We start from the raw sequence: 25,651 nt of genomic DNA, 5'->3' as shown, positions 1-25,651 counted from the left end.
GCTCCCGTATCCTCGTTTCCGCCCTGCCGCAGGCTCAAGGGCCGTCATGTCCGATGAGGTCGGCGACGTGCGCGCCGGCCGGGTGTCCGGTCGCGGCGCGGTGGGCCGCCGAACAGGCCGCGTAACCGGGCCCGAACGTCGTCATGACGAGCTCGCGCCGACCGTCCCCGACCTCGCGGGTGGCCAGGAGCGCCCCGCCGCCAGGCCAAACCTCGGAACCGGGCGACGGCCCCGGGTCGGGCTCGCCGTAACGACGGACGCCCTCGTCGCGGATGGCCTGGCGCGCCCGCGCGAACGCATCGCCGGCCAGGGGCAGGCCGACCCACACGACCTGCTGCAGTCCCTCCTCCCGGCAGACCACCAGCACGACCTCGGCGGTTTCCGGGCCGACGGCCGGCCGCCAGCCCCGCGGGTAGTGCAGCGCGGTCAGGTTCGCCTCCCGGCCCACCTTGAGCGGCCGCGGCACCGTCGCGACCGGTCCCCAGGCGAGGCCGAACGGCGCCTCGCCGGCAAGGGCCGCGCAGGACGGGGCGATGACGGCCGTCACCGCCGCCCAGCACCGGACGGTCCGCATCGGGCTACTCCGCCGCCTTGAGTTGGCGGCGCTCCGGCTCCCGAGCGCCCGGCGCCGCCTTCGCCGGCGCGACCCGGCCGAAGCGGGCGTAGAGCGCCGGCAGCACGACCAGCGTCAACAGGGTCGCGCTGATCAGGCCGCCGATGACCACGGTGGCGAGCGGGCGCTGGATCTCGGCCCCGGTCTCGGTGGCGATGGCCATGGGCACGAAGCCGAGCGAGGCAACCAGCGCCGTCATCGCCACCGGGCGCAGCCGGGTCATGGCACCCTCCAGGATCGCCTCACGCTTCGGCCGCCCCTCCGCCACGAGTTGCTTGATGAAGGTCAGCATCACCAGCCCGTTGAGGACCGCCACGCCGGACAATGCGATGAAGCCGACGGCGGCCGGAACCGAGACCGGCATCCCGCGAAGCCAGAGCGCCGCGATTCCGCCGGTCAGCGCCAGCGGCACCGCGCTGAACACAAGGAGCGCGTCCCGCGGCGAGCCCAGGGCCGAGTACAGCAGCAGGAAGATCAGGAAGAAGCAAACCGGCACCACGACCATCAGCCGTCGCTTGGCCGAGGCGAGGTTCTCGAACTGCCCGCCCCAGGTCACGAAGTACCCGGGCGGCAGCTGCACCTGGCTCCCGACCTTGGCCTGCGCCTCCGCGACGAGCGAGCCGATGTCCCGCCCGCGGACGTTGGCGGTGACGACGACGCGGCGCTTGCCGTTCTCGCGCGAGATCTGGTTCGGTCCCTCCGTGACCGAGAAGCCCGCCACCTGCTTGAGCAGGACCGAGCTCGCCCGGCCGTTCGCGCCCGGCGGCAGCGGCACCGGGATGTTCTCCAGCGCCTCGCGGTCCTCGCGCACCTTGTCGGTCAGCCGCACCACGATGGGAAAGCGCCGGTCGCCCTCGAAGACGACGCCGGCCTCCTTGCCGCCGATGGCCGCGCCGATGACCTCCTGGATCGCCCCGGTGCTCAGGCCGTAGCGGCCGGCCTCGGCCTTGTCGATCCTGATCTCCAGGAACGGCAGGCCCGCCGTCTGCTCGACCTTGACGTCCTCGGCGCCGTCGATGCCCTTCAAGGCCGCGGCGACCTGGTTGGCCGCCTTGAGCATCGGCTCGAACTCCTCGCCGAACACCTTCACGGCGAGGTCGCCCCGGGTGCCGGCCAGGAGCTCGTTGAAGCGCAGCTGGATGGGCTGCGAGAACTCGTAGACGTTCCCCGCGAGCGCCCCCACCGCCTTCTCGATCCGCCCCTGCAGGTCGGCCTTCGACAGGCCCGGGTCCGGCCACTCCTCCTGCGGCTTGAGCATGACGAAGGTGTCGGAGGAGTTCGGCGGCATCGGGTCCGAGGCGACCTCGGCGGTGCCGGTCTTCGAGAACACGTAGGCGACCTCGGGGAACTTCGAGACCTCCTTCTCGACCTTGAGCTGCATCGCCTGGGACTGGCTCAGCGAGGTCGACGGGATGCGGGTCGCGTTGAGCGCGATGCTCTTCTCGTCGAGCTGCGGGATGAACTCCGTCCCGAGCCGCGTGAACAGGACGCCCGCGCCGACGAGCAGCAGCAGTGCCGCGCCGATGAAGGCGAGGGGACCGCGCACCGCAGCCCCGAGCACCGGACGGTAGGCGCCCTTCAACGCCCGGATGATGAGGTTGTCCTTCTCCGTGACCTTGCCGGTGATGACGATGGCGATGAGCGCCGGCACGAAGGTCAGAGACAGGACGAAGGCCGAGACCAGGGCGATGATCACGGTGAGGGCCATCGGCTCGAACATCTTGCCCTCGACCCCGGTGAAGGTCAGGAGCGGGACGTAGACGAGGATGATGATCGCCTGCCCGTAGAGCGACGGCTTGATCATCTCCTCGGCCGACGCCCGGACCGTCTCAAGGCGCTCCTCCGGGTCGAGCCTTCGCCCGAGCGCGTGCTGCCTCTCGGCAAGGTGGCGCAGGGCGTTCTCGGTGATGATGACGGCCCCGTCGACGATGAGGCCGAAGTCGAGCGCGCCCAGGCTCATCAGGTTGGCCGAGATCCGCGCCTCGACCATGCCGGACATGGTCATCAGCATGGCGACCGGGATGACCAGCGCCGTGATGACCGCCGCCCGGATGTTGCCGAGCAGCAGGAACAGGATGACGATGACGAGGGCCGCCCCCTCGGACAGGTTCTTCACGACCGTCTTGACCGTCGCCTCGACGAGGCGGGTGCGATCGAGGACCGTCTGGACCTCGACCCCGGGCGGCAGGCTCTTGCGGATCTGGTCCATGCGCGCGTCGACGGCGGCCGCCACGGTGCGGCTGTTCTCGCCGATGAGCATCAGCGCCGTGCCGACCACGACCTCCTGCCCGTCCTCGCTCCCGGAGCCGGTGCGCAGGTCGCGCCCGATGCGGACCTCGGCGATGTCCTTGATCCGGACCGGGACGCCGCCCCTCGTCGCGACGACGACTTTGCCGATGTCGTCCATGTCCTCCAGGCGGCCGGCCGCCCGCACCACGTAGCCCTCGCCGTTGTCCTCCAGGTAGCGGGCGCCCTGGTTGGCGTTGTTGGTCTCCAGGGCGCGGGCGACGTCCGTGAAGGATAGGTCGAGGGAGGCGAGCTTATTGGGGTCGGGCTGGACGTGGTACTGCTTCTCGAAGCCGCCGATGCCGTCGACGCCGGCCACCCCGGGCACCGTCTTGACCTGGGGCCGGATGATCCAATCCTGGACCGTGCGCAGGTAGGCGGTCTGCTCCAGCTCCGTCCTCAGGCGCTGGCCCTCGGGGGTCAGGTAGCTGCCGTCCGGCTGCCAGCCCGGCGCGTCCGCCTTCGAGGCCCGGCGCTCGCCGGGCTTGGCGTAGTGGATCGACCACATGTAGATCTCGCCCAGCCCGGTCGAGATCGGGCCCATCGCGGGCTCGGCGCCCGGCGGCAGGTCCCGCCTCGCCTCGGCGAGGCGCTCGGCGACCTGCTGGCGGGCGAAGTAGATGTCGAGCTTCTCCGCGAACACCGCCGTGACCTGCGAGAAGCCGTTGCGCGACAGCGAGCGGGTGTATTCGAGTCCCTTGATCCCGGCGAGCGCGGTCTCGACCGGGTAGGTGACCTGCTTCTCGATGTCGACCGGCGATAGCGACGGCGCGGTGGTGTTGATCTGCACCTGGTTGTTGGTGATGTCGGGCACCGCGTCGATGGGCAGCCTGGTCACCGCGTAGCCGCCGAAGCCGGCGGCGAGCAGCGACAGCAGCAGCACCAGCCAGCGCTGGTGGACGGAGAAATCGAGGATGCGGCTGATCATGTCGCCCTCCCTCAATGGTCGTGGTCGGCTTCGCTCTTCCCGAGCTCGGCCTTGAGGAGGAAGGAGTTGGCGACCGCGATCTCCTCGCCGGCCCTCAGGCCGGCGGTGACTTCGTGGGAATCGTCGTCCGATCGTCCGAGCTCGACCTCGCGCTTCTCGAAGCCCTCCTCGGTGCGCACGAAGACCACGCGCTTGCCCTCGACGGTCTGCAGCGCCGACTTGGGGATGCGCACCGGCACCTCGTCGCGCGCGATCTCGACCTCGGCGGTGACGAACGTGCCGGGCCGCCAGGCCATGTCCTTGTTCGGCAGGGCGACGATGACCCGGGCCGAGCGGGTTTCCTGGTTCAGGAACGGGCTGACGAAGATGACCTTGCCCTCCTCGTTCCGGCCGCCGCCCTCCCGGCTCGGCGTGACGACGACGCGGGCGCCCTCCTTCACCTGGCCAAGCTCGACCGTGGGGACGGAGAGCTCGATCCAGACCGCGGAGAGGTCGGCGACGGTGTAGACGTCGGACGGGTCGCCCTCCTTGCCCACCGCCGTGCCGACGTCGACCTTGCGCTCGACGACCCGGCCCGAGAGAGGCGAGCGCAGCTCGTACTGGCGCAGGGTGGAGGCGTTGGGCGTGGCCTCGTCCTGCTTGGCGAGCCTGGCCACCTCGGCGGCGTTCAGGCCGAGCGCCGAGAGCTTCTGGCGGGCGAGGTCCTGGCGCAGGGTGGCCTCGGTGTAGACGGCCTTGGCGTTCAGGTAGGCGGACTCGGCCGAGACGCGCTTGTCCCAGAGGGCCTGCTGCCGGTCGAAGTTGGTCTTCTCCAGGTCGGCGCGGACGACGGCCGTGAGGTACTCGCTCTTGGCGTCGGCGACCTCGCGGCTGTCGAGGACGGCGACGACCTCGCCCTTCCGCACGGCGTCGCCGAGGCGCTTGCGCATCTCCGCCACGGTGCCGACGACCTTGGCCGGCACCCGGGCGATCCGGTCCATGTCCGGGGTGATGGTGCCGGGAACCAGCAGGTGCCGGGCAAGCGTCCCGCCCTCGACGGGCGCGACCTTGATGTCCTGTCCGGCTACCTGCTCGGGCCGCATCTTGATCACGCCCTCCTCGGCGTGTCCCTCGCCCTCCTCGTGCCCGTGGCCGCCATGGGCATGACCCTGCGCGGGAGCCGCCGCGGCTTTCCCGGGCTCCGCGGCGGGGGCGTGGCTTGCATGGTCGTGCCCGGCCTTTCCCGCCCCCTTGTCGTGATCGTGGCCGTCGCCATCCGCGTGCCTGGCCTCGGGAGCCTTGGCGGGCGGGCCGGTGAACGCGAGCAGGGTCGGCGGCACGCCCGCGGTGACGAGGGTGCCACGGACGAAGTCGGAGACGGCGGGCACGGCGGCACCGATGGCGATGCCGGCGGCCAGGAGGACCGCGGGGAGGAGGATGCGCATGGGACCTACTCGGACGGGCTTCCGGTCGGCGCCGAGGGCGCTCGCGGTCGGACCCGTGGTTCACGTGGGGAAGCCGGCGCCGGATATGGCGCAGGGCCGGGACATGCGCCGCGAGGGCGCCGTCGCCTCACGTCCTGGGAGGTTCGGGCAGGCGGTCGGGGGCGATGGAGGAGGCCGTCTCGCTGACCCGGGCGTAGACAGGCGACATGGCTTCGAGGCAGGGCACGACGGGACTGCCCGCCACTGCCGGGGCGACCTGGTGGCAGCCGCAATGGAGGTGGCAAGCCAGCCCCGGATCGGTCGCGTCCGCGCCCGGCGCGGCGTCCGCCATCGAAACCTCGGTCACGGAGCGATGGCCTTGGTGGAACGCGATGTCGTCCGCGTATCCGGTGACCGGCGCGACCAGGGACAGGGCGAGGACGAGCGCGAGCAGGCGGGCGGCAGCCGCCCACCATGCGCGTGCCGCCCGTCGGCGGCTATGCCCGTGTCCTGAACCCATCTCCGGCCTTATGTGCGATTCCCTCCGGATAACACAAGCCATCGCCGTGGCGCGTTGAACACGGCCTGAACGAAAGCTTCCCAGGTCCGGAAAGGTCATCCCTCGGCAAGGCCGGTACATGGCGATGCACGGAAGTAAATCTCATGACGCAAGGGCATTCGTGGCTCGTCGCGCAGTTGGCAGGCAGGCTAGCCCGCGATCCGTTGCTGGTCGGACCAGCACGGATACCGAGCCGAAAAAATCCCGGAACGGTTTTTTTCGGCTCGCGCATTCTCTGCCCAACCTCGAAACCAGGAGACCTTCGATGAAGATCACGATTGCCGCCCTGGCCGCCTCCGCCGCCCTGGCCCTCGCGCCGGTCGGCGCGTTCGCCCAGCACGTGGACGTCGGTCCGGGCGGCGTGTCGGTCCACGGCGACCACCATCGTCACGACGTCGAGCACACCCACGGCACCGTCGTGCGGGAGCACCACGAACGCCCGGTCGTGCACGAGCACCATCACGACGTCCACGAGCACACGGTCGTCGAAGAGCATCGCCACTGAGGCCGCCGAAGGGGTTGCGGACCAGGGAAGCCCGGTCCGCGGCCCCTTCGGTTTCCCGGACCCTCGAAGGTTACCGCTCCCTGAACGGCTATCTCAGGGTGCGTTCAATCGGGGCGTCGCAAGGTGACCGTGACCTGAGACACCTTCGGAGCGACACATGAGGACGATCCTCGCCGGCCTTGCGGCGGCCCTGATCCTCGCGCCGGCCGCGGCCTCCGCCCAATACTACGAGGGCGGCTACGGGTATCGGCGCCCGCACGACCACGTCGACGTTTACCGCCACGGCGACCATGACGACGTCGTCGTCCGGCACTACCATCAGCGCCGCTACGATGAACGCCGCCCCTACTGGGACAGGCCCCACCACCATCACCACGACGACGACTGAGCCGACCGGCCTCAGACTACGTGGTCGGGCGCCAGCACACAGGGGGTGGAGGCGTCGGTCTCCACCTGCAGGGTGGCGTGCCCGATCCCGAAGCGCTCCTTCAGGTCCGCGGCGGTCCGGAGCAGGAACGCGTCGCCCGGGTGGCCGCCCGGCATCAGGACGTGGGCGGTCATCGCGACGTCGGTCGTGCTGATTGACCAGACGTGGAGGTCGTGCAGGCCGGCGACGCCGGGCTGACCCTCCAGGAACGACCGGACCCGCGCCAGCTCGATGCCCGGCGGCACCGCGTCGAGCGACATGCTCAGCGAGCCCGTGAGCAGGCCCCAGGTCCCCCAGACGATCACCGCGTTGATGGCCAGGGTCACGGCGGGGTCGAGCCAGGTCCAGCCGGTCAGCAGAATGACGAGGCCGGCCACCACCACGCCGGCGGAGACCAGCGCGTCGGCGGCCATGTGCATGAACGCGCCGCGCACGTTCAGGTCGCCCTTGCGGCCGGACGCGAACAGCCAGGCGCAGACGCCGTTGAGCACGATGCCGATGGCCGCGACGGCCATGACCGTCTTCCCGGCGACCGGCTCCGGCTCGACCAGGCGCTGGATGGCCTCCCAGGACAGGCCGCCGACGACGACCAGCAGGAACACCGCGTTGAACAGGGCCGCCAGGATTGACGAGCTGCCGAGCCCGTAGGTGAACCGCGCGGTCGGCGCGCGCCTCGCGAGCACGGTGGCCGCCCAGGCCACGCCGAGGCCGAGCACGTCGGACATGTTGTGCCCCGCGTCGGCGAGCAGGGCGACCGAGTGGCCCAGCAAGCCGAAGACCACCTCCGCGACCACGAACGCGAGGTTCAGGCCGATGCCGATGACGAAAGCCTTACCGAAGTTCGCGGGCGCATGGACGTGGCCGAGGCCGCCGTGACCGTGGCCGTGGTGGTCGTGCCCGTGCTCGCCATGCTCATGATCGTGACCGTGGTGGTCGTGGTTTCCCGTCATCGCCGACCCTCTTGCCCCGGGCCCCATCCGGCCCCGATGCATCCGGGGCGCCTAACTCCTCTAGCCGCTGGAGGAGCAAGGCGCCGTCGCGGGGTGGAATGCCGCACCCTGCCGTTCAGTGCCGCTCGTGCAGGCATTCGCCGTGGTCGGCCAGCACTTCGATGATGCGGCATTCCCGGACGTGCCCGCCCGAGCACTGCTCGACCATGGCCTGGACCTCCTGCCTGAGCCCGGTGAGCCGCGCGATCCGGTCGTCGATGTCGGCGAGGTGCTTGCGCGCGATGGCGTCGGCCTCGCCGCATGGGCGGTCGGGCTGGCCGGCGAGGTCGAGCAGGGCCTGGATGTCCTCGATCTCGAAACCGAGCTCACGTGCATGCCGGATGAACCGCAGGCGGCGCACGTCGGCCTCGCCGTAGCTGCGCCGGTTGCCCTCCGTGCGCTCCGGGGTCGGGAGCAGGCCCCGCTCCTCGTAGAACCGGATCGTCGTGACCTTCACCGCCGTGCGGCGCGACAACTCCCCGATGGCGATGGGCCTCATGCCGCTTGCTCCTCTAGTCGCTGGAGGAAGTAGGGTCTCCCGAACGATAAGGAAGGCACCTGTCATGAGCGACGCCGCGACCCTGGACCTGACCGACGCGAGCTCGACGTGCCTGCGGGTCTCGGGCATGGACTGCGCCTCCTGCGCGGCCAAGGTCGAGACGGCGGTGCGGCGGCTTCCCGGCATCGAGTCCGTGGACGTGTCGGTCGCGACGGAAACCCTCACGGTCCGGCATGGGCCCGGGACGAGCGCCGGGGCCATCGCCGCGACGGTGCGCGGCCTCGGCTACGGCGCGGAGGACCCGGATGCGGCCGCGTCGGGGGAACAGGTCGCGGATCTTCCCTGGTGGCGGGCGCCCAAGGCCCTGCTGGCGTTCGCCTGCGGCGCGGCCCTTGTGGTGGCATACGCCGTCGGGCACGTCGTGCCGGGGGCCGAGCGCTGGGCCTTCCTCGCCGCCATGACGGTCGGCCTGGTGCCGGTCGCCCGGCGGGCCCTGGCGGCGGCCCGCCACGGCACGCCGTTCTCCATCGAGACGCTGATGACGATTGCCGCGGTCGGCGCCACCGCCATCGGGGCGACCGAGGAAGCGGCCACCGTCGTCTTCCTGTTCCTGGTCGGCGAGGTGCTGGAGGGCGTGGCCGCCGGCCGCGCGCGGGCGAGCATCCGCGGGCTCACCGGCCTGGTGCCGGACACCGCCCTGCTGGAGCGGGACGGCACGACCGAGCGGGTCGCGGCGGCGAGCCTCCGCGTCGGGGCGACCGTGCTGGTTCGCCCGGGCGACCGGGTCCCGGCGGACGGAACCGTCCTCGACGGCGAGACCGCGGTCGACGAGGCGCCCGTCACCGGGGAGAGCGTGCCAAGGCCCAAGGCGGCGGGCGACGCGGTCTTCGCCGGCACGGTCAACGGGGACGGCGCGATCCGGGTGCGGGTGACCGCGGCCGCGCGCGACAACACCATCGCCCGTGTCGTCCGGCTCGTGGAGGAGGCGCAGGAGGCGAAGGCGCCGACCGAGCGGCTGATCGACCGGTTCGCAACGATTTATACGCCGGCCGTGGTTGCGGTGGCGGCCCTCGTGGCCGTGGCGCCGCCGCTCCTCGCCGGGGCCTCCTGGGGCGAGTGGGTCTACAAGGGGCTGGCCATCCTGCTGATCGGCTGTCCCTGCGCCTTGGTCATCTCGACGCCGGCCGCCATCGCCGCCGGACTCTCGGCCGGGGCGCGACGGGGCCTCCTCATCAAGGGCGGCGCGGTCCTGGAGCGGCTCGCCGCGGTGACGACGGTTGCGTTCGACAAGACCGGCACCCTGACCGAGGGCAAGCCGGTCGTGACGGACGTGGTGGCGTTCGGGCGCTCCGAGCGGGACGTGCTTTCGCTGGCCGGCGCGCTGGAGGGCGGTTCCTCGCATCCGCTCGCCAAGGCCGTTCTGGCTAAGGCCGCTGAGGTCGGCGCGCCGGTGCCCCCGGCCTTCGGAGCGCAGGCCCTCGGCGGCAAAGGTGTCACCGGCAAGGTCGGGGGCATCGACCTGTTCCTGGGTTCTCCCCGGGAGGCCGACACGCGGACGGTGTTGGCGGCCGGACAGGAGGCGCGGATCTCCGCCCTTCAGGGCGAGGGCAAGACGGTGTCCGTGCTCCTCGCGAACGGGGCGGTGGCCGGCCTGCTCGCGATGCGGGACGAGCCTCGAACCGACGCGAAGGCGGCCGTCGACCGCCTCGCGTCGGTGGGCATCGGCGCCCTCATGCTGACCGGCGACAACGCGCGCACGGCCCGGGCCGTGGCCGGCGCCCTCGGCATCGAGGCGCGGGCGGAGCTCCTGCCGGAGGACAAGCAGGGGATCGTGCGCGAGCTCCAGGCCGGCGGCGCGGTCGTGGCAAAGGTCGGCGACGGCATCAACGACGCGCCCGCGCTCGCGGCCGCCGACGTCGGCATCGCGATGGGCGGCGGCACCGACGTGGCTCTGGAGACGGCCGACGCCGCGGTCCTGCATGGCCGCGTTGCCGACGTCGCGCGCATGGTCGAGCTCGCGCGCCGGACGCTGGCCAACATCCGGGCGAACATCGCCATCGCGCTCGGCCTGAAGCTGGTGTTCCTGGTCACCACCATCGCCGGTATCACCGGTCTCTGGCCGGCCATCCTGGCTGACACGGGCGCCACCGTGCTGGTGACGGCGAACGCGCTGCGGCTGCTGCGCGTGAGACTGCCTTAATGACGTCCGCTCAACGAGAGTTTGCAAGCCTAAGGGTGTGCTCGCGGCGCTCAGCGTGAAGCACGTGGCGAGCCGCTGGTCCGGGTTCGGCGCCTTCGCCCGGCGGGCCCCTACGCCTCGGCCGCGCTCATCGTGCTGGTCGGCCTCTACACCGGCTGGCTCGGCTGGGAGGGTATCGCGCACGGCCATCAAGCGGCGAGCCTCGGTCGGTCCATCGGCTGACCGGTGATGCGCGGCGCGCTGCCTTGAGGGTGCGGTGCATCCATCCGGGCGCACATCGCCATCGCCGTCACAGGCGCCCTCGGCGTCGCGTATCTTTCCGTCGGACGAGCGCCCGGCTTCCGGGCTGACGGGCCGAATCACCCCCTCAAAGAACGAACGTGGCCGCCGACTTTCGACGCCGGCCACGTGTGCTCTAGGTTGTGACAGTGCGGAACTTTGATCTCGCGCAGCGCAACACTGAGTTGGCTACCAGCGTGATCCTCGCCGCGGCGGTAGCAGAAGTCGCCGAGGTGCCGGACGGTGTCATCGGTGCCCACAGCGGCATTCCGGTTCGCAATCAGCGTCTCGTCGTGCTCCTCTATGGAGGCGAACGGGCGGCGGTTGGGAATCCGCTCGTCGAGAATGGCTTGACGGGTCGAAGCGGTGGTCGCTCGACCACGGGACCCTGGATGGCATCGAGCCTCGCGGGTGCGGAGGCTCGGCACGCGGCGGCACTCCGGCGGTCAGGCAGATGGGTGCTCAGGCGCGGGTTTCATGACGGTGCGTCCTGGAGGGTGGCGGCCGCGTCCCGCGCGTGATGGCGAAGCAACCCCGGGGCGCCGGGATTCGCGAAGGTGCGCCGCCGGGACGGTGCCGGAGGCCGTTCGGACCCGCCGGGCAGACGCCTCGGAAACGCGACTCGTCGGCGAGGTATCGGGTAGCGCTACCCGATACCCTACGCGCGAACGAACCGGAACCACTGCCGGGCCGTTGTGTCACCTGTCCGGCCTGGTCCCGTCGAGCGTCGATGGCCGCGAGGCGGTCTGGAAGCCGGTGACTCGGCGGGCTAGCTTTCCGGCGATACGGGAATTCGGCGCCGGCCGGCGCACGCCTCGTCACCGACGTGACCTGGCCTCCACGACCCTGAGCGACCACGATGGACGGGCAGCCCGAGACCACCACGAGCCCCGGCGCCGCCCGTCCTGCGCAGGGCGGACCGGCCAGGCCGCAGGTCGGGTTCCACCATCGCGACGCGGTGCGCCTGCTGTACATCCTGGCGCTCGGGAGCGAGGAAGCCGTACATGACGGCCGCATCTTCAAGGGCGAGAAGCGGGCCATGGCCATCGACTTCCTCGTCCGCTACCCGGATTACCTAGCCGACGAATTGCTGACCCGCTTCGAGGCCGAGGGCGATCCTGCCGCCCTGGAAGCCGCTTCCGACATCTTCGACGCCGACGAGCCGGACCTTCGCACGGTCGCGATGGTCCGCTGGCGCCGCGGTGCCTTCCAGAACATCGAGATGCCGCTCTCGATCCTCGCGGCGCATGGCCTGGTGCGTCCGCTGAAGCAGACCGCCGGACAGCGCCGGCACGACTTCATGGTCCTTCCGGCCGCTTTCTCGTTCATCGAACGGATCGAGCGGGAGCAGCCGAGCCTTCGCTGGTACAGGTCTCGCGTCGAGCTGGTGATGACGCTGGCCGGCTTCCGGAGCGGCTCCGACCTCAAGGGCGACCAGTACCTCCATCCCGAGTACCGCGACGCTCGCCACGGGACCGAGATCCCGTCCATCAAGGAGCGCGTCCTGGCTCGGCTCCAGAGCCTCAGGGGACGATGATGACGCAAGCCACGGCCGCGGAGTGGATCGAGGCCATCGCCGGCAAGGCATCCCTGCCGGTGGCCGTCGTGCAGGAGGCGCTCGACAGGCACGCCGTCGAGCCGCAATCCACGCTGCCCCGCAGGAAGAGCCTGCGCGTCCGCTCCGTCACGCTGGAGGGCGTGAAGGAGGGCACCGCCGCCGACGGCCCGTTCGACCAAACCTTCACCTTCGGTCCCGGGCTCTGGGCCATCGTGTCGGACGAGAACTTCCGCGGGAAGTCGACGCTCCTGAACATGATCCAGGGAGGCATCCGCGGGGACATCCACGAGCGCGTGAAGCCGGACGTGTGGCGGTGGCTCAGCAAGGCCGAGATCGTCTTCGAGGCCAACGGCATCGGCCACCGCGTCCTCGTCACGAAGGAGGCGGGCGATCCCGACAAGGACGCAGCCGCCACCTTCGCCCGCGAGCAGGAAGGGGGCTGGTTCGTCCTGTACGAAGGTACGGTCGGAAAACCCCTCGAACGGGCGGTCGAGGACGCCATGCTGGCGGAGTTCGGCTTCGCGAGGTTCCACGCCCACAACAAGAAGGACGGCAGTCACACCCACGGCTGGCAGGTCATCGCCTCGGCGCTGTTCGTCAACGGCCCGGGCGAGGCGGTGTTCGGCGAGTTGCTCGTCGACGCCATCCCCCTCAGGCTGCTGCAGATGTTCATGGGCCTGCCGTGGGTCAGCACCTACACGGCGGCATCCACGGCGCTGAAGCGGCTGAGGACAACGAAGGCCGAGAGGCTCAGCCCGTCCAAGGGCCTCAAGGACCGCCTCCAGGCCAGGCTCGGGACGGTGGAGGACGCCCTGGCTGCCGCCCGTGGCCGGGTCCGCCCCGGCCCGGACCGCGGCGTCCTGCGAGCCCGGATGCTGGAGATGGACGGGCGGCTTCTCGCCCTGCGCGAAAGAGTGGAGGCGACCCGGCGGGAGACGTTCAGGCTGGAGAGGCAGCTGCAGGGAGCGACGACCGTGCTCCTCGACACGCGCAGGGCCCTGCAGCAGCTCAAGGACGACCGCGCGGCGGGCGTGGTGCTCCGCACCTTGCGTCCCGTCTGCTGCCCGTCATGCGACACCGGGATCGACCACGACCGGCACGCCAGGGCGACGGACGGCTCGACCTGCGCCCTGTGCGGCACCCGCCAGACGCCGGCCGAGGACGAGGACGGCCTCAGGTTGGAAGAGCTCCAGCGCGACGCCGACGACGTTGCGGCGAACGTCGCCGAACTGCGCGCCCAGGCGACCGAGGCGCAGGCGTCGCAACGCGGGGCCGAGGCGGAGCTGTCCCGTGCAATCGCATCGTCGCGCGCCCTCGAAGCCGCGTTGAGAACCGAGGGTTCGGCCGACCTGGAATTGGAGATCCGGGGTCTTGAGGCGCAACGCGAGCAACTCCTGGCCCTGATCGCGGCCGAGGAAGAGGAGGCCGAGGACGAGGCCGCCGACGCGGCCGGCGCCCATGACGAGGCGGTGCTGAAGGCCGCCGAGGAGGTGACCAAGGACCTCTACGACGGACTCGCGCGGGAGATCCTCGCCGACGTATCGAAGGAGATCACGCAACTGTCGCGTTCCTTTGGCGTCCAGAACATCGAGAGCATGGACTGGGGCACCGGGGGCGCGATGCGGATCGTGCAGGGAAGGGCCCAGACCAGCTTCGGGAAGCTGTCGCCGGGCGAGAACCTCCGCGTGCGCATCGCGGCGGCGCTCGCCGTGATCGAGGTGGCCCGGCAACGCATGTACGGCCGGCACCCGGGACTGCTGGTGCTGGACAGCCCTGGCGCGCAGGAGATGGCGCCCGCCGACTTCGCCGCGTTGCTGTCGCGCGTGCACGGGGCTATCGAGAGCGCGGGAGACATCCAGATCATCGTCGGCGCCCGCGCGGAGCCGGCGCTCCTCGATGTTGTCCCTTGCGATCACGTGACCCACGCTCAGGGCGAGCGATTCCTTTTCTGAGCCTAGCGCCGTGGCGACGTCCGACTTGATCAGGCGCCTTCTCGAAGAGGGCGACGCGCGAGACCTCGGCTGCCTGTCGTCGGACGAGCTTGCCGCGGCGGTCGCTGACCATTCGACGGAGGTCGAGGGCGCGCGCCTCTTCGTTGTCCTTGCCGAGCATCCGCGGACCGAGGCGACCACGAAGGCGCTGGTCGCGTTGGCGGGGAACGCCGATGTCCTCGCCATGATGGAGATCGCGTCCTGGCTCGGACGCGGCGGGCAGGTCCCGTCGTCGCACCGCCAGGGGCTCGGCAAGGCTTTCCTCGGACGCGCTGCCGACAGATCCGTCGACTACGGCACGCGCTCCCAGGCGCTGAAGGCGGCGATGATCATGGCCCAGTCGGAGCGGTCGCTGCTCCGGCGCCTCCAGGCCGACATCCTCGATCTCGACCCGTCGGACGACGGCATCTACCTCCGCCATGCGGCCAGGGTTGCCGGGGCCGTGCTGGCCCACGAGCCCGCGGACGACCTGCGCCACAAATTGACGGAACTCGCGGATGTGGAGGAAGCGGAGGACGAGGCCGCGGTCGAGCTCGGCCTCGATGCCTTGAGGACGGGGCTCGGCGCCACCAAGCCGGAGACGGCGCTCGACGCCTTCGGGCAGGCCCGGTACTGGTTCGCGCGTGCCGAGGACGCGACCGAGACGCGCCTCGATGCCCGGCTGTACGTGAACTGCCTCGACATGCTGGTGGCCTTCCAGGAAGGCCGTACCGGCGAGGACCTCCCGGACCGGATCGACACCGTCACCCGGTCGGCCTTCGAGTACACCGCCTTCCTGACGCTGAACGACCGCGAGCCCGAGACGGCGTCCTGGCTCGCGGCGAAGGACCTCGAACGCGTCCACTGGACATCGCTCGCGCTCCGTCTCGGGGCGGTCGCGGAAAAGGTCTCCCGTTCGGCGTGGCTCAAGGTCGCCGCGGTCATGGAGGAGGAGCTCCTGTCCGTCTATGCAGCGAGCCGCACCATGTTCCGGCGCGGCTCGGACGGCGGGCTTGAGCAGGTCGTGCGCCCGAGGATCGTGGGCGCGATGCAGCGCGAGCTTCGTTCCCTGGACATCCTGGAGCACTGGATCGAGGAGAATGCAGGGTCCGCTTACCTGGCGGATGCCAAGTCCCTCGGCGACCTCGTCAGGCAGGCCCGAGAAGACCTTGTCACCCACCGCCCTTCCGGGGCGGCGGACGGGAGCTCACCGACCGCCGCCATCATTGAGCACCTGCCGGCAACAGTCCGCGACACCGTCTCGGCCCGTATCGAGGCCGACGCCATCTCGCTGCTCGACGAGACCGTCTCCAGGACCGTCGACGACGTACTCGCAAGGGCCACAGCCGCCCTGATGACAAACGTCGACTACCGGGAGCGGGCCGATGCCCGGCGGTTCTTCGACATCCTGCTCCTCGACGTCACCCGGTTTGTGGTCTCACGATACAACCTCAGCACGGCCACGTTCCCCGGGGTCGCCTATCTCTTCAACAGGGACGCGAAAAACCCGCCGCTGGAGGCCGATCTCCAATATGACTTCGTGAATTCCCTCATGGGCTCGCGGCTTGCCGAGATCTGCCGTCCCGAGGCCCGGGACCTAGGCGGTGGTCGCGTCGATGTCCTCTTCAGCTACAGGTGGATGAGGACGACATCCGAACTGAAGCGCTCCTTCCCGAAGCTCACGTCGGGCGAGTTGGTCGACAGGTACGGCCCGCAGGCCATCTCGTACCAGGGTACCAACGTCGCCCTCTCCATGCTGATGGTCCTCGACCTCTTCGACCGCTCCGGGGCCCAGCCCGATATACGCGACCAGATCGGTGTTCATCACCGGACCGTGGCGGATAGCTCAGTCGAGACCGCGGTCGTCCTCTTCCGCATCCAGGGCAAACGGCACACCCCGTCGGACATCCCCAAATCCGCCTTGACACCATCACGGGCCAGCCAGGCGAGCGGCAAGTGACCGTTGGCGCACGGGGTATCGGGTGCCGCCACCCGGTACACGACCGCGGAGTTGCGAATCCGCGCCCCCGCGGAGCCCGCCTCAGCGCCCGCTTAACCTCGTCCAGGCATGCTCCCCGCCGCCCCCGGGGAGGGCCCATGCCGTCCGCCAAGGGCGAGCGGCCCAACCTGCGCAGGGTCCGCGAGGCCATCCCGACCGGCGGCTCGCCCCGCGAGGTCTGCAGGCACCTGCGCGCCTGGCGGAAGAAGCGCGGCTACAACCCCAAGCTCGAACCGACCGACATGTCCAAGGCCATGAAGGAGGCCGGCCAGGCGCTCGCCATGGCCCTCTGGAAGCAGGCCAAGCGCGAGGCCGCCGCTTCCATGGCTTCCGACGACAAGCAGGACCGCGAGCACCTGATCGGCATGGTCGAGACGCTCCATGCCGGGAACGCCGCGCTCGCCGCCCGCGCCATCCTCGGCACCGCCGCCTTCGCCAACGGGGACGAGGACCACGGCGCACCGGTACAGGGGGTAGTCCAGATCGAGCAGCGGCAAGGTGTTCGATTTCGCGCAGGACTGGTCCGACGCGCGGGCCAGTTTCGAGGAGGTCGCGAAGGCGCTCGGCCAGCCCGAGCCGGCGAGCGCCCGCATCGCCGGCGTGCCCGCCGGCCATCCGGCGGCCGGTGGGGGGCGGCCCTGACGGCGGCTTGAGCCGACGCGTCGGGGCTTGACCGGTCTCGGGCGCGGGCGCCCTGGGCCGGCAGCCCGGCCGTAATCACGTCGGATGCCTACGCTTGCGCGGAGGCGGTCGCGGACGGCTCGCCGGGCTCCGCTCGGTGCGGCCGCGCGAGCCGCCAACGCGCGTTTTGGCCCAGGCCGCACGCGATGTGTCCCTCGGCGCGCAGGCTCCCCCGCACCGCGACCGCTCGGGACGTGGGGTAGCCGCGAGACCGCACCGCCTCGACGAGATCATCGCCCGCGAGCCCGGCTTCGCCGGCCGCCGTCAGGGCTTCAAGGATGATCCGGCCCACCGGGGTTTCCCGTGGTCGGGCGACGTGCGGGGTGGTGCGCCCGGGGATTACCGCTCCCGTCTCAAGGAAGCGCGGCGCCAGCGACCACGAGGACGTCGCGCGCTCCTTGACCAGGACCCCCTGCTTCTTCAGCCGTGTCCTCACCTTCTCCGCACAGTCGAGGGTGTAGCCCGCGTCGCGGATGATGCGGGTCAGGTCCGGGCCGTACATGCGGTGCGCGGGAGCCCTCAGAAGCGTCTCGATGACCAGCCTAGTGACCGGGGAGCCGGCGCGCGAAGCCTCGACGCGTGCCGCGGGCGCGGGCCCGGGGATGTCGCCGCCCCGGACAGGCACCGTGCCGGCCGCGTCGCGCAGGGCGCGCTTCACCAGGAGGGGAGCAAGCCTCTCCTCGAAATGCCTGCGCAGCGCGGCGTACTCCGCCTCGATCAGCGCTTCCAGGTCGATGGTCCGGGCATCGTGCAGCATTCCCGCCTCCTCATCCGCCCGTCGATCAGGGCCATAGTGCCGGGTGGAAGGGAACCCGGTCGCCCGAGGAAGGATGGTCCAGACGACGGCCTGGACGGAACGGGTCCTGAGGCAGCTTCCCGGTGCGCGACCGGGTCGAGGCCGGGCACACGGCCGGGCCACGGTGGACCGGCCCACCGGCTTGCCCGGCCGGCTTCGCGCTCCGGGAAGCCGAGCCGAGGCGCTTCCCGGCCACCGCGCAGGGCTTTCCAAGGGTCATCGCGACCAGGCGGCGAGCCCAGGTCGGCCGACCGGACCGACCTGGGCTGAGCACGCGCGCCTCTCCGCTGGTTGTCCACAGGATTCCGGTCGCCCCCGGCGGGCTGCGGATCGCCGGTGTCAGCGGGTCAGGAAGGAGGCGGCCTCGGGCAGGGCTGCCTTCAGCCTGGCTGGCATTCAGAGCAAACGCGGTCCGCATCTCCATCCCGACCGGTACCACCCCGGCCGCCATGGTCGGCTACGACCGCGAGGCGCTTCACCGACGCTGGATCGGGACCCACCGGACGTCCACGCGCTCCGCATGGGTGAGGAGATGGCGGTGGTGCCGGTGGTGCCGGGAGCCGCCCTGCCGGCACCATGCTTGCGCCGATCGGCACGGTGGCGACGCCGGTCTCGATGCACCTGATGACGCGTTAGCCTGCGCGGCGTGGCGCTCGCCGCAGCCGTGTCCTACGGCGCATTGGTCAGGCCGTCCCAAATCGGAGCCCGTATCGTCGAGATGGCCAACAAGGTCCGGCATCCCCCGCCCCGGACGCTGACTGCCGTCGTGGCCTCGTGGCGCTCGGACCAGCCATCCCGGCTGTCGGCATCCCTGTGGCCGGCATCGCCTTGGTGCCCTGCGGGGCGCGCAACGGGACCTTCTCAGTTGCCAGAGGCACGGTGCCGCCCGCCTTGGCGGGGCGCTAACCGGTCCCGGTGGGCCGCCTGGCTCAACCGGGCCTGGGCGCCCAGGCCCTCGTTCCGTCGGTAGGCGCCAAGGCACCCACAGACGGTGTCTCGACATGGACCATGCTTTCCCGGCGGCGCACGCGCTGGCGAATGTTGGCCGGGCGCGCGCCTAATGGGCTACGCGGCCGGAAGCGGGCGGCACCCATCGCTACGCCCAGTCATACCTGAGGAGCGGGTTGTCCGCGTCGCCAGATAGGTCGAAGAGCCGCTGTCGGGGGCGACCGTACGATACGCGTGGTTGCTCAGGTGCGGAACTATGGTGCCCGAGACCGGATACTGGGTCTGCTACCTGCTGGAAAAAGCCAAGCGGTGGGCCGGTGGGCGCAACGGTCTGTTAACCATGGTTTCGACAGGGATCTTGCCATTTTTACTAGAGCGTTGCAAATTCGGGGGTTTCCCTGCTAATATTCCTAGGTACAAGCCCATACGATTGATGGACTCATCGCGAACGCGGATCCGGCGGCGCCATCGAGTTACGGTCCCTCGCGGGCCGTGCCACCGAAACGGTTGCGCCGTGGGTGCGACGGCGGACCGGACCTGGACCTGACGACACCGGAACGCGGCAGGGCACCTAGGCATGGACGTCTTTCCTGTAGCTCGGTAATCCTTGGTGCCTGATCCCTGTCTTTCCGAGTTGACTCCGGAGCGCGAGCGCCCCAGATTGGCGGGAGGGGAATGCCGGAGCCATCATGCGGACGAACGCCGACATACTGACCGAGGAGCTCAGGGCCTACGAAGAGCTGGCCGCGAAGGTGCACGCGCTGATGACGATGTTGGTCGGAGCGCAGAACGCGCTACTGGAACTTCAGGCCGGCACTGCCGCCGGACGCGCGAGGTTGGCCGGCCGGCTCGCCGAAGTTGCCGTTCGCGTAGCTGCCGAACCGCCGTCGGGTCCAGGTCTCGACGGCGCTCAAGCGGCCGAGCGCGCTGGCCTGGACGGCCAGGCGCAGCCAATCCCGCGCCTACGCTCCCGCGTGGCCCAACTCATCGTTAATGCCTTGGCTGAAGCTGGTGATACAGGATTATCAGGTCAGGCCATCAATGAGATTGTTGTCAATGCTCAATACACCAAAGATGCGAGCGAAAAAGCCAAACTTTTCTTGAAGCGAAACGGCTTGGCTCGCCATGATAAGCAAGCAATGCATTGGTATTCAATCGGAAAAGGTCCCAAGAATATTGCCGGCGAGCAGAATGATCGGAAGCGTGCAATTCCTGAAAACCTAGGCCGCGTTAGAAGCAAGCCTAAAACAAATGCAAATTCAACTATGAAGTAAGGACGCGCCTGACTGTAAGCTAAAACTATGTCTAAGAGAGCGCTAATGACTTCTTGATGTCATACCACGGCAACCAGAATGCTTGAACGACTCCCGGACGAAACATGAAAGGACTTTGGATGAAGCTATCGCTCACCCAGCGGGAGCGCACCGCGCGGATTAGATCATTGCCGGCAACGGCACGCGGCCCGCCCTGGCAATCGGGAGCGTTCCCTTGGCCGATCCACAAGGCAGCTCCCCGGCGCGATGTTGTCATCGCGCCGGGGAGGCCTTGATCGCTCGGCGTGTCCAACCACGCCAAGCGACCGCTCGGCCATTCCCTTTACGGAGCTTCGTACCGGCCGGACTCGCAGGGTCAAAAACCCGACGAGGAATCCTCTTTATGCCCGCTCCACGCGCCCATCGCAAGCGGGGAGGGCGGATTTCTGCGGGCCGCGCCGTGGTTTTCCACAGCGAGGAGGACTGCAGTTGATCGACGACGACATCAAGGCGCTCGACGACGCACCAGACATGGGGCTGGCCGATGCAGTCGGCCTGCTCGACGCGGACTTCGATTACCAGCCGACGGACGAAGTCCACTTCTCGGCCAAGTCGTTCGGCGCCTCGGAGAGCTGACGTTCTACCGGACGCCTTTTCCTAGCATGGGACCCACGACCCCGCAACGGGTCGTGGGTCCCGCACCCCCTCACCACAACGAGCAGGCTCCGGCACTTGCCGCCGGGCCGTGGGAGATTTTTCCATGTGCGAGGACACCCCCCGACCGGCCGACCGCACCCTTTTCAGCGTCGTCGGCATCGTCCTACCCGTCCACCGCGCGCCTCGACGGCCCGCTCCTCTCAAGAAGCCGGCTGTCGGTACGAAGTCGGACAAGGCCGTGGCGGAGCCCAGGCCCGGCGACCCTGTGGGCGCCTGAGAAGCGCGGCCCCCTTAATGAGGGCCGCCCGCCGCGGCGTCCCTCCCACCACCGAATTCCCGTCATGCGAACGGACGCGCCCATGCCACAATCCCGCAAATCGCGCGACGCTGTCGTCGCACATGATGCATCGATGCAAACGGACGAGGCCGCCCGACGGCCGCGCTGCGTGGCTGCCCTCGACGATGCCGTTCGCGGGAACCAGCCGGCGCTTGCCGCGCTTGCGGCGGTCGCCCATCGCCATGCGGAAGCCGCTTCGTCCCCCTGCCAAGTCCCTTGCTGGCAGGCCGGGTATGAGGGGTGCGGCGCGCAAGAGACGGCCATTCTCGACCGTCGTTGGTTGAGCGCGCTCGTCGTCGACCGCTGCGGCGAGCCGCCGGTGCGACGCCGCATGCTCAGGGGCATGCATTCGTCCGGCAAGTCCGTCTTGGGGGTAGCGGTCTCATGCGAGCCTCAGGGGCGCCGCGTATGAGGCCCATGCGACCGCCGGCCAGGAAGGTGGTCACCGGCCGCCGGACGGGGGCCCTGACCGGTTATCACCCGAGCCGCAAGATGGGGGCGTCCGTCCCGTTCGAGAGCCTGCTCGAACTCGACGCCCTCGTGTTGCTGGAGGTGGACTGGAAAGTCGTGCAGTTCGCGACCCAACCGGTCACCTTCCAGTGGCGCGATGCCGGCCGTGCCCGCCGTTACACGCCCGATCTCCTCGTCGTCACGGCTCTCAGCCGCACGTTTCGGGAGGTCAAGCCTGCACGCCGGCTAGCCCGAGATCCCACCCTGCGGGGTCGGAGGGAGCGCATCGAGGCGGAGTGCGCGGCGCTCGGGGCCGATTTCGAGGTCTGGACCGACAAGGACATCAAGCGCGAGCCGCGCCTCTCGAACTCCCGGGCGGTCCTCTCCGAGGGGCGCCGTGTCGGCGACGCATGGGCGGAGCAGCGCGTCCGTGCCGTGCTGCCGCACTGCGCGACGGTCGGGGAGGCGGCCTGGGCAGGCGGCCTGCCGCCGGTCCGTGCCCTTCGGGCGGCCATGCGCCTCGCCGCGCGCGGCGAGGTCGGCCTGGACCTGGACCTCGCGCTCGGGGCGTCCACGCGGATACTGGCAGGAGGTGCATCACGATGAGCGGCAGCCCGCAACGGTACGTGGAGGGCGACCATCTCCGGATCACGGAGGCGGACGGTACCCCGCATCTCTGGGTCGTGCGGAAACGCGTCGTCCGGGGCTGGCGCCTGGAACCGGTCGGCGGCGGCGACACACGCACCGTGACGGACCGTGACATCACCCGCATGCGCCAGCAGATCGAGCACTATCCCCAAGGCCGGGCCGGTTTGACGGCGGACCAGGAGGAGCTCCTCAACAGGACGTTCGAGAGCAACAAGGCGGAGTCGTGCATCGAGGCGATGCGACGTGCGGAGTATCTCTGGCATGCGTACCGACTGCACAAGGAAGGCATTCCTCTGAACGCGGCTTTCGAGCGCGCCGCGTCGGAGATTTTCGCCGAGAAAGGACCGACGTGGCAGAAAGAGGACGACGAGGCGGCCGCCGTCCGCGAAACGGCGCGCGCCGAGCGCCGCCGCGTGCCCCCCGAGTTGCTGAAGAGCCCGAACAAGCCCCGGAAGCCCCTGGCCGCGCCCAAGCCCAGCACGATCGAGAGCTGGTATCATCCCTGGATGGCGGTGAGCCGCGACATTCGCATCCTGGTCCCGTTGATCGAGAAGCGCGGGAACCGAACCTCGCGGTTCAAGGATGAAAGGGCCTTCATCCCTGAGAGGATGAAGATCTACATCGAAACGATGTTTCTCAACGACCGCCGGGCATCGCTGAACGAAGTCCACAAGCTTCTTAACAAGGAGCTAAAATCGAAAGGCTTAAAGGTAAGCTATAAATGCTTTCAAGCGTATCTTTTGAAAAACTACTCTGAACATGAGGAGGTTAAGAGGCGTTTCAATTGGCGTAAAGCGCACCTCGAAACCGGCGTATTCAAACGCAAGCGCCCGCCCGCGAAGCCCCTCGAAGAGATCGAGGTCGATCACAGCCTTCTGGACATCATCGTCGTCAACGAGAAGTCCGGAAGACCCCTGGGTAGGCCGTGGATTACCTTGGCCTTGGACAGATGCACTCGGATGGTACTCGGGGTGCACGTGAGTTTCGAGCCCCCGAGCTTCGCTTCGCTGCAGCGGTGCTTGGCCCACGCATTCTGGCCCAAGGACCTCACCGGGTTGGGGCTGAGCAATCCATGGCCTGCCGAGGGCATCCCCCGGCTGGTCTTCTGTGACAACGGCAAGGAATTCCACAGTCGGTCCCTGAAGCTCGCCGAGCTGTCGATGGGCTTCACGGTCGTCAACTTGCCTCCGCGTCAACCCTGGCTGAAGGGTAAGGTCGAACGAATTTTCGGCAGGATAGGAATTCAAGTCTTCGACCTCATGGAAGGTAAAACATTCAGCAACCCGGCAAAAAGAGGTGAATATAAATCAGTCGCTAGCGCCAAGCTGACTCTCCCGGAGGTGAAGGAGAAGTTGCTCAAATACTTCGTGGACGATTACCATGTGACTTTCCATGACGGGCTTAAGGGAACCCCCCTTGAGGAGTGGCAACGCCACGCCGAGGTGGACCGGGTCGAGGGCGTGCGCTCCTACGAGGACATCCGGCGCCTGATGGGCGCCACCTTCCTGAAGCCGATCACGAACGTCGGCATCAAGATCTTCGGGCTCGTCTACTACCACGACGACCTCAAGGAGCTGCGCCGCCGGCGCGGAGGCACGACCAAGCGGTTCCAAGTCCGCGCCGATCCGTTCGACCTAGGGGAGGTCGAGGTGCTCGACGAGGAGACGGGCCGGTGGATCGTGGTGCCTTGCGACCGACCCGAACTCGCGGCCGGGGTGTCGCTCCACCAGGCCAGGACCAACGACAAGCGGGCGCGGAGGCTCGCGGAAGGCGGACCGGTGACCGATCTGCACCGGGCCGAAGGGCAGCGCCTCGAAGCGGAGGAGGCGGCCGTGGCGCTGGATGACACCGAGGCTAAGACCACCGCCGCACGGGCGGCACGGTACGGGCTGGACAACGGCTGCTTCTTCACGCCGCTCGTCGGACAGCCGACGCCCGCGAACGATCCCGCGCCGGTTCCCGTCGGGGGCGAGGCCGAGGGTCATGAGGGCGGCAATGACCGGGCCGGTAACCCGGAGCCGGCCGGAGGCGGCGCCGACCCGGACGTTCAAGCGGCGATGCTCGCGATGATGGCACAATGGACCAGGAGGTCGGCGTGAAGGTGGCGACGGAGCAAGCGATTGGACCGGGGCCCGAGGCGGCTGGCGGCGGGGACGTCGTCGTCGACTTCGAGACCCGGACGGTGCCTCACCAAGCCCTGCTCGACGGCAAGGCGGAAATCGCGAAGCTGCAGGCCCGGTACAGGCCCGAGAGGCGCCGCCGCCTGAAGGCACGGGCACTGGTCATCGCCGGACCCTCTGGGGCGGGGAAATCCACCATCCTCGAAAGTTACGCCGAGGACCATCCGCACCTGACGGATAGCCCCGACGGCGACGTCCGACGCGTGATCCTCGTCGAGGCCCCGAAGCGCCCGACGCAGAGATCGTTCGTCGCGGCCATCATGCGCGCGCTCGGGTCGAAGGCGCGGGACACCTGGAACACCGACGAGATCATCGCGAAGATCGGCTGGCTCTGCGACGAGCTCAAGGTCGAGCTGATCCTCATCGACGAGGCGCACCACCTCTGCGAGCACATCAGCCAGGACAACGAGGAGGACGTCTCTGAATTCCTCAAGAGCCTGCTCAACCGGCTCGGCACGCAAATCGTGTTGGCCGGCCTGCCGAGCCTCCTCCACCTGCGGGACTATCCGCAGCTGCGGCGTCGCATGCAGCCGCCGGTCGTGCTCCATCCCTATTCCTGGTCCTCCATCGAGGGGCGCGCCGCCTTCATGGCCATGCTCGGGCTGTTCGAGGCTCAGCTCGGCCTGCCCGAGCCGTCGTTCCTCTTCGAGCACGAGACGGCCAAGCGGTTGTACTGCGCGACGGGCGGTTATCCGGGCCTCGTCTCGAAGACCCTGAGCGAGGCGCTGAGCGTCGCCCTGGAGAGGAAGGCAAGGCGGATCGATCTCGCCTTGCTCGGGCAGGTCTGGGAGCGGTTCGAGCCCGCCGGCGCGCCGCAACTGTCGGCCGACCCCGACGCACGACCGATGCCGGCACGCGAACTGGCCCGGGGAACCGCTCGCAATCCCTACCTCGCCGGCAAGGACGCGTTCCTGAAGCTCTGGGCGCGGATGGCAAGGGAGCACGCGACGATGTCCGAGCGCGCGAACCGCCGTCGTCCGAGGCAATTGGCCTACCGGCCGGTCAGGGACGACGTCGAGGAGAGGCTCGCCGCGTGAGCCGGCAGACCGTCGAGCCTCTCGCGCTACGTGTCCGTCCGAAGCCGTACGAGGGAGGTGCGAGCCTCCTCGGACGGCTGGCAGCGCGCCATCGGGACGGGGACTTGGCCGCCTTCTGTCACGAGCATGGGCTGAGCCTTCGGCAGCTCGGTTTCGGCCGAGGGGTCGAACGCCTGGCGATGCTCGCGCGCGTGGACGCAACCGACTTGCTGCTGTCTTCCCCGAAGGTCGATGCTCGCACGCGGTCGGTCCGAATCGGCCACACCGTCGTCGGACTTGCGGACTGGTCCAAGGACGGCGGCCGATATTGCCCGCATTGCGTGCGCGAGGATGCCCTGCTCGCGCGAGCCGCCGGGCGCGACGCTGCCGTCGATGTCCATCGTCGCCTCTGGTGGGATGTCCTGTCGGTGACGCGCTGCCCGACGCACGGGACCGGATTTGGCGCCGGC

At 69.5% G+C, this 25,651-nt stretch carries 20 protein-coding genes and 2 pseudogenes; 14 read left to right on the top strand and 8 right to left on the bottom strand.

Going from position 1 to position 25,651, the window contains the following annotated elements; genetic code table 11:
* Positions 1-34 precede the first annotated feature (34 nt).
* The 4 genes from MFF64_RS17965 to MFF64_RS17950 form a co-directional block, all read right to left on the bottom strand.
* Positions 35-574, bottom strand: coding sequence for a threonyl-trna synthetase (locus MFF64_RS17965; RefSeq protein ID WP_099903210.1), 540 nt, complete (start codon positions 572-574; stop codon positions 35-37).
* A gap of 4 nt (positions 575-578) precedes the next feature.
* On the bottom strand, positions 579-3,827 hold the full coding sequence (locus MFF64_RS17960; protein ID WP_135416210.1) for an efflux RND transporter permease subunit: 3,249 nt from the start codon (positions 3,825-3,827) through the stop codon (positions 579-581).
* An 11-nt stretch (positions 3,828-3,838) separates the two neighbouring features.
* Positions 3,839-5,251: an efflux RND transporter periplasmic adaptor subunit gene (locus MFF64_RS17955; protein WP_135416212.1), complete on the bottom strand. Its 1,413-nt coding sequence runs from the start codon at positions 5,249-5,251 to the stop codon at positions 3,839-3,841.
* A 127-nt stretch (positions 5,252-5,378) separates the two neighbouring features.
* Positions 5,379-5,750 carry a hypothetical protein gene (locus MFF64_RS17950; RefSeq protein ID WP_099901588.1) on the bottom strand — a complete coding sequence of 124 codons (372 nt, stop codon included), beginning with the start codon at positions 5,748-5,750 and terminating at the stop codon, positions 5,379-5,381.
* A gap of 304 nt (positions 5,751-6,054) precedes the next feature.
* Between MFF64_RS17950 and MFF64_RS17945 the strand changes: the two genes are divergently transcribed.
* Together MFF64_RS17945 and MFF64_RS17940 are read left to right on the top strand one after the other, a co-directional pair.
* On the top strand, positions 6,055-6,294 hold the full coding sequence (locus MFF64_RS17945; protein ID WP_135416214.1) for a hypothetical protein: 240 nt from the start codon (positions 6,055-6,057) through the stop codon (positions 6,292-6,294).
* A 157-nt stretch (positions 6,295-6,451) separates the two neighbouring features.
* A complete protein-coding gene (locus tag MFF64_RS17940) occupies positions 6,452-6,682 on the top strand; it encodes a hypothetical protein (RefSeq protein ID WP_099902258.1) in 231 nt (76 codons plus the stop codon).
* Between the two features lie 11 nt (positions 6,683-6,693).
* On the opposite strand, the gene MFF64_RS17935 is transcribed toward MFF64_RS17940, so the two are convergent.
* Positions 6,694-7,671, bottom strand: coding sequence for a cation diffusion facilitator family transporter (locus MFF64_RS17935; protein ID WP_099902260.1), 978 nt, complete (start codon positions 7,669-7,671; stop codon positions 6,694-6,696).
* 115 nt (positions 7,672-7,786) lie between these two features.
* Positions 7,787-8,209 carry a MerR family transcriptional regulator gene (locus MFF64_RS17930; RefSeq protein WP_099902262.1) on the bottom strand — a complete coding sequence of 141 codons (423 nt, stop codon included), beginning with the start codon at positions 8,207-8,209 and terminating at the stop codon, positions 7,787-7,789.
* A gap of 64 nt (positions 8,210-8,273) precedes the next feature.
* Between MFF64_RS17930 and MFF64_RS17925 the strand changes: the two genes are divergently transcribed.
* Positions 8,274-10,409, top strand: coding sequence for a heavy metal translocating P-type ATPase (locus MFF64_RS17925; protein ID WP_135416216.1), 2,136 nt, complete (start codon positions 8,274-8,276; stop codon positions 10,407-10,409).
* 34 nt (positions 10,410-10,443) lie between these two features.
* Positions 10,444-10,631, top strand: a pseudogene (locus MFF64_RS17920) (nickel/cobalt efflux protein RcnA); the annotation flags it as partial.
* 137 nt (positions 10,632-10,768) lie between these two features.
* Here the strand turns inward: MFF64_RS17920 and MFF64_RS17915 are convergent.
* Entirely contained in the window at positions 10,769-11,116 is a 348-nt protein-coding gene (locus tag MFF64_RS17915) for a metallophosphoesterase family protein (RefSeq protein WP_099902734.1), read from the bottom strand.
* A 431-nt stretch (positions 11,117-11,547) separates the two neighbouring features.
* Between MFF64_RS17915 and MFF64_RS17910 the strand changes: the two genes are divergently transcribed.
* From MFF64_RS17910 to MFF64_RS17895, 4 genes are all read left to right on the top strand, one after another.
* Complete coding sequence (locus tag MFF64_RS17910) at positions 11,548-12,225, top strand: hypothetical protein (RefSeq protein WP_135416218.1); 678 nt, start codon at positions 11,548-11,550, stop codon at positions 12,223-12,225.
* 68 nt (positions 12,226-12,293) lie between these two features.
* Positions 12,294-14,198 carry an FUSC family protein gene (locus tag MFF64_RS17905; protein WP_238191797.1) on the top strand — a complete coding sequence of 635 codons (1,905 nt, stop codon included), beginning with the start codon at positions 12,294-12,296 and terminating at the stop codon, positions 14,196-14,198.
* Positions 14,199-14,208: 10 nt separating this feature from the next.
* Complete coding sequence (locus tag MFF64_RS17900; protein ID WP_135416222.1) at positions 14,209-16,176, top strand: hypothetical protein; 1,968 nt, start codon at positions 14,209-14,211, stop codon at positions 16,174-16,176.
* Positions 16,177-16,313: 137 nt separating this feature from the next.
* Positions 16,314-16,868: a DNA-binding protein gene (locus MFF64_RS17895; RefSeq protein ID WP_135416224.1), complete on the top strand. Its 555-nt coding sequence runs from the start codon at positions 16,314-16,316 to the stop codon at positions 16,866-16,868.
* 77 nt (positions 16,869-16,945) lie between these two features.
* Here the strand turns inward: MFF64_RS17895 and MFF64_RS17890 are convergent, their stop codons facing one another.
* Positions 16,946-17,653: a hypothetical protein gene (locus MFF64_RS17890; RefSeq protein WP_135416226.1), complete on the bottom strand. Its 708-nt coding sequence runs from the start codon at positions 17,651-17,653 to the stop codon at positions 16,946-16,948.
* A 1,676-nt stretch (positions 17,654-19,329) separates the two neighbouring features.
* On the opposite strand from MFF64_RS17890, the gene MFF64_RS17885 reads away from it, so the two are divergent.
* The 6 genes and pseudogenes from MFF64_RS17885 to MFF64_RS38165 all read left to right on the top strand — a co-directional run.
* Entirely contained in the window at positions 19,330-19,914 is a 585-nt protein-coding gene (locus MFF64_RS17885; protein WP_135416228.1) for a hypothetical protein, read from the top strand.
* A 468-nt stretch (positions 19,915-20,382) separates the two neighbouring features.
* Entirely contained in the window at positions 20,383-20,529 is a 147-nt protein-coding gene (locus MFF64_RS17880; protein ID WP_167858577.1) for a hypothetical protein, read from the top strand.
* A gap of 775 nt (positions 20,530-21,304) precedes the next feature.
* Positions 21,305-21,943: a TnsA endonuclease N-terminal domain-containing protein gene (locus MFF64_RS17875; RefSeq protein ID WP_167858578.1), complete on the top strand. Its 639-nt coding sequence runs from the start codon at positions 21,305-21,307 to the stop codon at positions 21,941-21,943.
* A complete protein-coding gene (locus MFF64_RS17870) occupies positions 21,940-24,084 on the top strand; it encodes a TnsB C-terminal domain-containing protein (protein ID WP_167858579.1) in 2,145 nt (714 codons plus the stop codon). The genes MFF64_RS17875 and MFF64_RS17870 overlap by 4 nt, the downstream gene beginning before the upstream one ends.
* Complete coding sequence (locus MFF64_RS17865) at positions 24,063-25,202, top strand: TniB family NTP-binding protein (protein ID WP_135416234.1); 1,140 nt, start codon at positions 24,063-24,065, stop codon at positions 25,200-25,202. The genes MFF64_RS17870 and MFF64_RS17865 overlap by 22 nt, the downstream gene beginning before the upstream one ends.
* Positions 25,199-25,576, top strand: a pseudogene (locus MFF64_RS38165) (TniQ family protein); the annotation flags it as partial. The gene MFF64_RS17865 and the pseudogene MFF64_RS38165, both read left to right, overlap by 4 nt.
* Between the last annotated feature and the right edge of the window lie 75 nt (positions 25,577-25,651).

This window comes from Methylobacterium frigidaeris, from assembly GCF_022179185.1.
In the GTDB taxonomy this organism is placed as follows: domain Bacteria; phylum Pseudomonadota; class Alphaproteobacteria; order Rhizobiales; family Beijerinckiaceae; genus Methylobacterium; species Methylobacterium frigidaeris.
This window is presented reverse-complemented; position numbering and strand designations above follow the sequence as displayed.